Here is a 7,852-nt window from a genome sequence, read left to right on the forward strand (position 1 = left end):
CTTCTTTTCAATGCGTTTTCCTTCGTTAATCTTGAATGCGTGCTAAACTTGAGGACACAAGCCATCCGGTCGCGGAAAAATCAGTGGAAAAGAAGTCCCCCTCCCCTTGTTTAATCCCCCCTTTCATCCATTCTGGTTGAGTGTTGTCCTCAATCGAGCCAAGGTTGGTGCGCCGGTTAAGTGCGCATAATCCCACGTGAAAAGATTTCAAAGGCGGTATCGAATGTCTCCTTTAAAAAGTCTTTTTCGCCATTGATAATCTTTTTGCTGGTTTCCCAGAGTACGATGCCTGAAAAAAGAGACCAGAGAATATCGGCCACCGCGGTCGGGTGATTGTCCACAAACACCTTCTTGCGGATGCCTTCTTCAAAAATATTTGCCATGACTTTCAGGGAATTCCGGCTGAGTGATTCGATTTGGCCCAAGAGGTCTGGAGACAAGTTTTTCAGCGTTTCACTGGACTGCATATGAAACATGTTAATCAGAATGAGAGGGTCGAACTCGTATACATCGAACATGGCTTCTTTCAGCGCATTGAGGCGTTGTGCCGCGTCGGTAAACGGTTCGGCCTTGACATGTTCCAGGCGAATCATCAGGTATTGAAGAATGCGCAGAGAAAGAGAGGCGTAAAGTTCGTCCTTGTTCTTGAAATAAAGATATAAGGTTCCAGGGCTGAGTTCCGCTTCCTTAGCGATATCTTCCATGGTTGCCTTGGCGAAACCCTTGTTGGTAAAAACGCGCTTGGCGGCAACCATGATCTGTTGCCGGCGGCGTTCGCGCTCCCTCTCTTTTCTTTCCTGGATCCCCATATTAAATGAATTCCATTTATTTCTTGTAAGAGCTTATATATCTTGCCTCCCATTTGTCAAGTTATATTTGTTCATGTTTTCTAATAAAAACCATATTTTTGACGGTTTATTAGTTTTTTGCCTGAGGTTTCCGGAAGTCATTCGACCCAAGATCTTTACTAATCATTATTTCAATGAGTTATCTCTTCGTTGAGGCGATGATGCGATGGGCGGGGGCGAAGGCGTTAAATCAGAATAAATGGATCGTTAACTGGTGGCGTGCGCTGATCCTGTCAGCTATAGTTAGCCAGGAAATCGTCGACAGTGAAAAGTCCGGTTGACGGTCTATTCCGGAAGCAGGTTGGGATGGTGAACCAGTTTATCCAATTCTGATTGCAGGGATTTCAACTGGCGGCGGGAATCAATGGTTAAACTCAGACGGTAGGACTTTCCTTCAAAAAAACGCGGGGGGTGGATCTGAACACGGGGATTCAATTTGAGCGTTTTCAATTTCTGGTTGTACGCCGCTTCGGCTTTGCTCAATTCGGGAAAGCGTTTCGCCTTCATCAGCATCCGCAATTGTTGAGCTTTTTGCGGCGCTGGGCGATCTGCATTTTCTATAATATCAGCAATATCTGCCTGGGCTATCAGCCTTGCAACAGGAATGTCATCCCTGAGTGAGATTTCAGAAATCAACTCCAATAACTCCCGCTGAATATTCAGCCCGGTGGTAACCTGACGGAATAGGTTGCAAAGGGCCACGGCATCATCGTTTTCCAAGTGGTTGATCTGCAGGGCAATGGGAAGCGCGATGCTTCCCTCGAGAATGGCTTCTTGCAAGGGACCCGGCATACCGGCAACTGGGATGATCCGATCCATGGCAGTTTGGCTGAAGGCCAATCCCGTTGATTCGGCAATTTTGGGCCAGGCGGTTGAGCGGTCAGCCAATTTTCTGATCAACGCGTAAGCGCGGGATTGTTCCACAATGTTCAGTGCACGTTGAGAGGCGTTGTCTGAAACGGCGATCTGGGCACAGGTAATTTTTGAAAAATTGGATTGGAGTATTCGGGCCGGAATCCTTGCCATGTGCAGGTTTTCACATGCGTCGATCCGACGGTACCCACAAACTACCGTGAAATCACGTCCTGTTTTTATGAGCACCGGCGGTTGCAGTAGACCAACGGCGCTGATCGACCGCACCAGTTCGGATGTTTCCGTGTTTGTGGTGATTTTGAAGGTGTGGTCCCCCGTTTGAATCTGATCCACTAAAACGGGGGTGATCTCAAAGTCCATGGCTGTCGCCGCAAAGCAGCGTCAGTGCTTCCACATACTTGGCACGCGTATTGTCTATTACCGCCTGGGGAAGTCGGGGACCGGGATCGGTTTTGTCCCAATCCAGCGAAAGCAGGTAATCGCGCAGATACTGTTTGTCGAAACTTTTCTGTGATCCGCCAGGGGCATAGGCGTCCCTGGGCCAGAAACGCGATGAATCAGGGGTCAACACCTCATCGATGAGGATAAGCTTCCCATCCACAAGGCCGAATTCAAATTTGGTATCGGCAATGAGGATGCCTTTTTCACCGGCAATCTGGGCACCTTTTTTATAGATGGCAAGTGACAGATCTCTAACCTGTTCCGCCAACGGTGCGCCGATCCGATTAACCATCTCGTCAAAATCGATATTGATATCGTGTTTGCCCATCTCTTCCTTGGTCGACGGGGTGAAGATCGGAACTGGCAGTCGATCGGATTCGACCAGTTCTTCAGGGAGACGGATGCCGCATACGGTACCTTCCTTCCGGTAGGATTTCCAACCCGACCCGGTAATATAGCCCCGGACCACACACTCCACTGGAAGCGGCTGGGCTTTTTTGACGACGATGCTGCGTCCCTGAAGATCTGCGGCATAGGGGCGGCAAGATTCAGGATAGCGGGAGACATCGGCAGTGATAACGTGATTGCCGACCAGCGATTCCATAATGTCGAACCAGAAAAGGGAAATCTGGGTTAGGACGACGCCCTTATCCGGAATGGGATCGGGCAAGACTACATCAAACGCAGACATCCGGTCCGTGGCTACCATTAGATAGGCATCTCCCAGATCATACATGTCTCGGACCTTGCCGCGTTGAACCAATTTCAGGGTGGAAAAACCAGTTTCTCGAACCACACGAGTCATGTGCGACATTCCTTTTTTCGCCCAAAAAGCACGCCATCGGGGCCAATTCAACCGATGACCCGCACCTAAAGGCGTTTATGCGTTGGCGGACATGGCGTTGAATGCATCAATGTAGCGGCGCAGGGTTGCCAAAGATGCGTCTTCGATGGTCAGAAACTGAATGCCCGACTGGTGCAGACCGGTTCCGGCAGTCCGACTGAAGACCACTTTTCCTCGGATGGTCACCATATCCTCTTTGAGACCCACGACTACGTCCACCGTATCATTCTCGCTGAATGCCACGTGGGTTTCCAGCATGATTCCCGACTCAGAGACGTTAATCGTGCGCCCCATGCCTTGCATCATCTCTTTATCATTTTCATCCAGATTCACATAATTGAGCAGATAGATGGAATCCACTCTGGAATGCTTTCTCTTTTCGTTCATTGGGGTTCACCTTTGTCCCGATGGTAAGGGGTTACCGATGCCGAATACGGCCATTCATAATCCCTGCCTAACGTCTAAATCTGCAGCCGTCTCTTTTTTTGAATTCAGGGAACGGCAAACAATGTCCGCGGTCACGGACATGCAGGTGGCCATATTATCCACAATGTTTTTAAATGTAGTCGAGAGGCGATTGTATTCCATTTGCAGCGATACGGCCTCGATCTTGGCGATTTTGATATTTTCCGAACCATATATGGTTGCACCTTCCGGCTCCTGGCCCAGGTGCAGAAAAGGCACATCGCCGAAAAAGTCGCCTTTGTAGAGATGGCACAGAACGACCGGGCCGTTTTCGGTATTACGCACTACGGATGCCCTGCCCTGCTTGACCACGTATAGCTGTTCCTCTTCGGGTTTTGCCTGTCGGATGAGCACCTTTTTGTCTTTTAGTATCTCTGTGGTCTGAATGCTCCCGTCATGATATTCCACGATGCGGTCGGTCAGCTGTTTCATTCGCTTGTCCAGGCTGGTCAAAAAGGTTCTGAATTCAAGAGACATGCCGGCATATTCCTGGGCCAGTCGCTGTGAATCCAGAACACCCAGTTGAACATTGCCCACGGCGACGGCCGTGGCCTTACGAATATGCCCCTGCAACAGAAAAGAGGCCATACTGCCGATAAAAGAGCCGTCGCCGATACGGATAATGGGGATGGCCCCCGAGTCCACCTCTTTGACGATATCGACGACACCCTCCAATATCACCCAGATCCAGCTGCCATGCTTTCCCTCTTCTACGATATGCTCGTTGTCGAAAAAATCCTCCTCATCGACGACGTACATGTAATCCACGAGCGGGCCCTTGACGATGGCGGTTTTAGAAAGCAACCGTTTCATATCGGCAGCTTTGTCGCTGGTCGTGGCCGGTCCGACTTTCTTGATTTGACCGTCATCCAAAAGCTTCATGCCTTCAAGGATGATTCCCATTCGGCTTTTGTTGATTCGCTTGTCGGCCAATATGGCCTCTCTCGTGAATTCAAAGGATCCACTAACCCAACCGAAAAGGGAGTAGAGGGCATCGAGCTCCTCAATATCTCCGTTTTGGGCATTGACCGGATTTCCCTCTATAAAATAGATAAACCCCGGATCCGGTGCATAACGGTTGATCAGACGGAGAACACCCGTGCTGCCGCTTGAACCAAGAAGCTGAATGATGTCTCCCAAAGACAGGAAGTTTAAACTTCCCGATAGTGCCACGCTTTCATTCATCGGTAGGACCGACCCCTACTTTGCCCACTTGAATTCTCTTTGCAAGGATTTCAGTGTTTCAATTAAACAACCCTTCAGCGTTGCTCCCACGCCCGTTCCTTTCACGGCACTGCCTGGAAAAGAAGGTACTTTCAGTTGCCGGTTCAAGTCACGATCCATCTGTTCGATGGACATGAGTGGAATTCCCTCATCCGCAAGGTCTCTTTTATTATATTGCATAATGAGGGGAACCTTGAATATGCTTTTGCCATATTCTTTGAGATTGCTTTGTAGATCTTTCAGAGAGATCATATTTTTTTCACGACGCACCTCCAACGAATCCGCCACGAAAACGATGCCGTCCACACCCCGCAAAACAAGCTTTCGCGTCGAGCTGTATTTGACCTGGCCGGGGACGGTGTAGAGCTGCACACGGATATCGCATCCCTTTATCTTGCCCAAGCCGATGGGTAAAAAGTCGAAAAACAGGGTGCGGTCCCCTTCCGTATTGATGGAAACCATCTCCCCGGTCACCTGTTTTTTGTATGACTTGAAGACGTATTCGAGATTCGTTGTCTTGCCACACCGACCCGGCCCATAGTATACGACCTTACACTCAATTTCCCTTTTCTTCAGGTTGAAAATGGCCATAAAGATTATCCTTAGCTGATGTAATGATGTAAGCGCTGGAGACCTTGTTTAGCCGCAATACGGTACCCGCATTCAAAGATTGACTGCAGCGTTAATAAATCGTCAAGTGCTTGTAACTTTTAGATCAAGACAAAAATCGCCCTGCTTCGGCCCGGTGTCGATGCTAGTCTTGTTGGCAACGACGGCCGTCCCTTTAAACATGGCAATGGGTGAGTAGAACTGGATATCGTCCAGATTATCTCCATTTTTCAACTCGTCGATCAAGCCTTCGTCATTTTTTGAAATGATCAAACTCAATGTTCCGCCGGACTGAAAATTGACGTCGAACTCGACCATTTTCCCCTTATGGGTGCCGCTGGTAAAGGTGATGCCGATGGAGGTGATATCCAGTATCTCCTCTTCGGGTTCGGGCATGCTGAATTCGATTCCGCCGGAATCGCCGCCGGCATTGATTTCATCCTTTTCACTCACCGGCACGGGCAGGGTTTTATCAAGGCCTTTTCTGTCAATAATCGGTTGTAGATAGGTCCTGATGGACTCCAGTTGATGGCCGCTGAACAGGTCTCCGGAATGCCATTGATGGTAAAGGTCGATGGCATCGTCCACAGTTGCACTGGCCATCTTGCATCGGATAATATTCTTGCCTGCATCTACCCGGTACACATCGTCTTTCAGCAAGGCTTCCAGTTCGACAATGGCCCGTTCGAATTGACCGAACTTTGCCAGGGCAACTGCTTTTTGCAGGTCGTTTTCACCAAACAGGCTTTTGATCAGGTTCTGCCCTTTTTCAGACAACTCAGGAGAGGAAGGACCGGTTTCCACCTTCTCCGTCTTTTTTTCAAGAGATTGAATCTTCCCCGAAATGGCCTTAAGGAGACTATCCTTGTTTTTAAGCTTGTCGATCTTGTGGATCATGGCTGACGCTGCGTGGTACTTATCCTTTGCTTCGGGAAAGAGTCCCTGGGCACGGTACAATTCAGCTTCATTCAGCAGGGATTTGATTTGCAGGCTGATGTTCATTCACAATCCTGTTTTTGCTGACACTCTAACAGTGGCTTTGCCGCACCCATCTTGCCGGGACTGGGTAAATGCCGCATAATGGAATGTTTTTTCGCTTTTTCCTAATTTCATCGCATTCGGCGTGAATTGATTCCCAATGAACCTAATGTTTTGTCACAGAAGGTGTTTTATCCTGTTTGCCCTTTTATTGTCAACATTTGAGAACTAACTTCTTATAAAACAAACATATTGACATTGACAGGCTGTGTGTTATCAAGTTTTTTTCTCCCTGGATCAATCTCGAAAAATCGCAATAATAACCCATTAACTCTAAAAGGAGCTTGTTATGGACAAAAAAGTTACCGTTGTCGGCGCTGGAAATGTGGGGGCCACCGCAGCCCAGCGACTGGCTGAAAAAGAGCTATGCGATGTGGTGTTGGTGGACATCGTCGAAGGCGTTCCCCAGGGCAAGGCCCTCGACTTGACAGAGGCCGCACCCATCGAAAAGCACGATGCCAAACTGACCGGCACCAATGGATATGAAGCCACCGCGGGATCGGACATCGTCATCATCACCGCCGGCATTCCCCGTAAGCCCGGCATGAGCCGGGATGATCTGATCAGCACCAATGCCGGTATCATCAAAAGTGTGACCCAGCAGATTGCCAAATATTCTCCGGACGCCATCCTGATTATCGTCAGCAATCCTTTGGACGCCATGTGCCACGTTGCTTTTGATGCTTCCGGGTTCCCCAAGAATCGGGTTCTGGGCATGGCCGGCGTGCTGGACTCGGCCCGGTTCCGGGCATTCATTGCCATGGAACTGGATGTGTCCGTAGAAAATACCCACGCCTTCGTTCTGGGCGGCCATGGCGACACCATGGTTCCACTGCCCCGCTATTCGACGGTGGCCGGGATCCCCATCACCGAACTGATGCCCAAGGATCGCATCGATGCCCTGGTGAAACGCACCGCCAACGGCGGGGCTGAAATCGTCGGTCTGCTCAAGACCGGCAGCGCCTACTACGCACCGGCTTCCGCCGCTGTGGAAATGGCGGAATCCATTTTGAAAGACAAGAAAAAGGTGTTGCCCTGTGCCGCCTATCTCCAAGGCGAATACGGAATCAACGACCTGTATATCGGTGTACCGGTTAAACTGGGCAAAAACGGCATGGAACAAGTGATCGAAATCACGCTGACCGAGGATGAGAAGGTCGCGCTGATGAAATCCGCTGCCGCCGTACAGGAGCTGAAGGATGATCTGGCCAAACTAGGCTAAGGTCCCTCCAGAAACGGCATCTTGCGGCTCAGCTCTTCGTTCTCGGGTTATTAAAATCCTCGACGTAGCGCTGCTACGCCTGCGGTTTCAATAACCCTGCGGCCTTGACCTGAACTACAATCTACCATTTCTGAAAGAACATGATGAATATTAGGATAGCGCCCGTTTGATGGTCTTGGCCAGGGATTGATTGATGCCGGGCAGCCTGCCGAGTTCATCCTCGGTGGCTGCCCGGATTTTTTTAAGGCTGCCGAAGTGCTTCATCAGCAGGCGTTTTCGTTTGGGGCC

General features: G+C 49.8%; 9 protein-coding genes and 1 pseudogene. 1 reads left to right on the forward strand and 9 read right to left on the reverse strand.

The window, feature by feature from the left end; all coding sequences use genetic code 11:
* Positions 1-176 precede the first annotated feature (176 nt).
* From QNK41_RS03710 to QNK41_RS03740, 8 genes and pseudogenes are all read right to left on the reverse strand, one after another.
* Positions 177-809: a TetR/AcrR family transcriptional regulator gene (locus QNK41_RS03710; RefSeq protein ID WP_319253879.1), complete on the reverse strand. Its 633-nt coding sequence runs from the start codon at positions 807-809 to the stop codon at positions 177-179.
* 324 nt (positions 810-1,133) lie between these two features.
* Positions 1,134-1,667 (reverse strand): hypothetical protein, encoded by a 534-nt coding sequence (locus QNK41_RS03715; protein ID WP_319253881.1) that lies wholly within the window; start codon positions 1,665-1,667, stop codon positions 1,134-1,136.
* Positions 1,668-1,850: 183 nt separating this feature from the next.
* Positions 1,851-2,081 (reverse strand): annotated as a pseudogene (locus QNK41_RS22950) (ParB N-terminal domain-containing protein); the annotation flags it as partial.
* A complete protein-coding gene (locus tag QNK41_RS03720; RefSeq protein WP_319253883.1) occupies positions 2,071-2,967 on the reverse strand; it encodes a phosphoribosylaminoimidazolesuccinocarboxamide synthase in 897 nt (298 codons plus the stop codon). The gene QNK41_RS03720 and the pseudogene QNK41_RS22950, both read right to left, overlap by 11 nt.
* A 75-nt stretch (positions 2,968-3,042) precedes the next feature.
* Positions 3,043-3,393: a PilZ domain-containing protein gene (locus tag QNK41_RS03725; protein WP_319253885.1), complete on the reverse strand. Its 351-nt coding sequence runs from the start codon at positions 3,391-3,393 to the stop codon at positions 3,043-3,045.
* A gap of 54 nt (positions 3,394-3,447) precedes the next feature.
* Complete coding sequence (locus tag QNK41_RS03730) at positions 3,448-4,656, reverse strand: cyclic nucleotide-binding domain-containing protein (RefSeq protein ID WP_319253887.1); 1,209 nt, start codon at positions 4,654-4,656, stop codon at positions 3,448-3,450.
* A gap of 15 nt (positions 4,657-4,671) precedes the next feature.
* A complete protein-coding gene (locus QNK41_RS03735; protein ID WP_319253889.1) occupies positions 4,672-5,286 on the reverse strand; it encodes a GTPase domain-containing protein in 615 nt (204 codons plus the stop codon).
* A gap of 102 nt (positions 5,287-5,388) precedes the next feature.
* Positions 5,389-6,306, reverse strand: coding sequence for a hypothetical protein (locus tag QNK41_RS03740; RefSeq protein ID WP_319253891.1), 918 nt, complete (start codon positions 6,304-6,306; stop codon positions 5,389-5,391).
* Positions 6,307-6,631: 325 nt separating this feature from the next.
* Here QNK41_RS03740 and mdh point away from each other — a divergent pair, with 325 nt between their 5' ends.
* The gene (gene mdh, locus QNK41_RS03745; RefSeq protein WP_319253893.1) at positions 6,632-7,564 is read left to right on the forward strand and encodes a malate dehydrogenase; all 933 of its coding nucleotides are present in this window, start codon (positions 6,632-6,634) and stop codon (positions 7,562-7,564) included.
* 150 nt (positions 7,565-7,714) lie between these two features.
* Here mdh and QNK41_RS22955 read toward each other — a convergent pair.
* The coding region (locus QNK41_RS22955; RefSeq protein ID WP_413815115.1) for a helix-hairpin-helix domain-containing protein at positions 7,715-7,852 on the reverse strand (138 nt) is incomplete at its 5' end.

Origin of the sequence: Desulfosarcina sp., from assembly GCF_033791525.1 — a bacterium.
Classification (GTDB): Bacteria; Desulfobacterota; Desulfobacteria; order Desulfobacterales; family Desulfosarcinaceae; genus Desulfosarcina.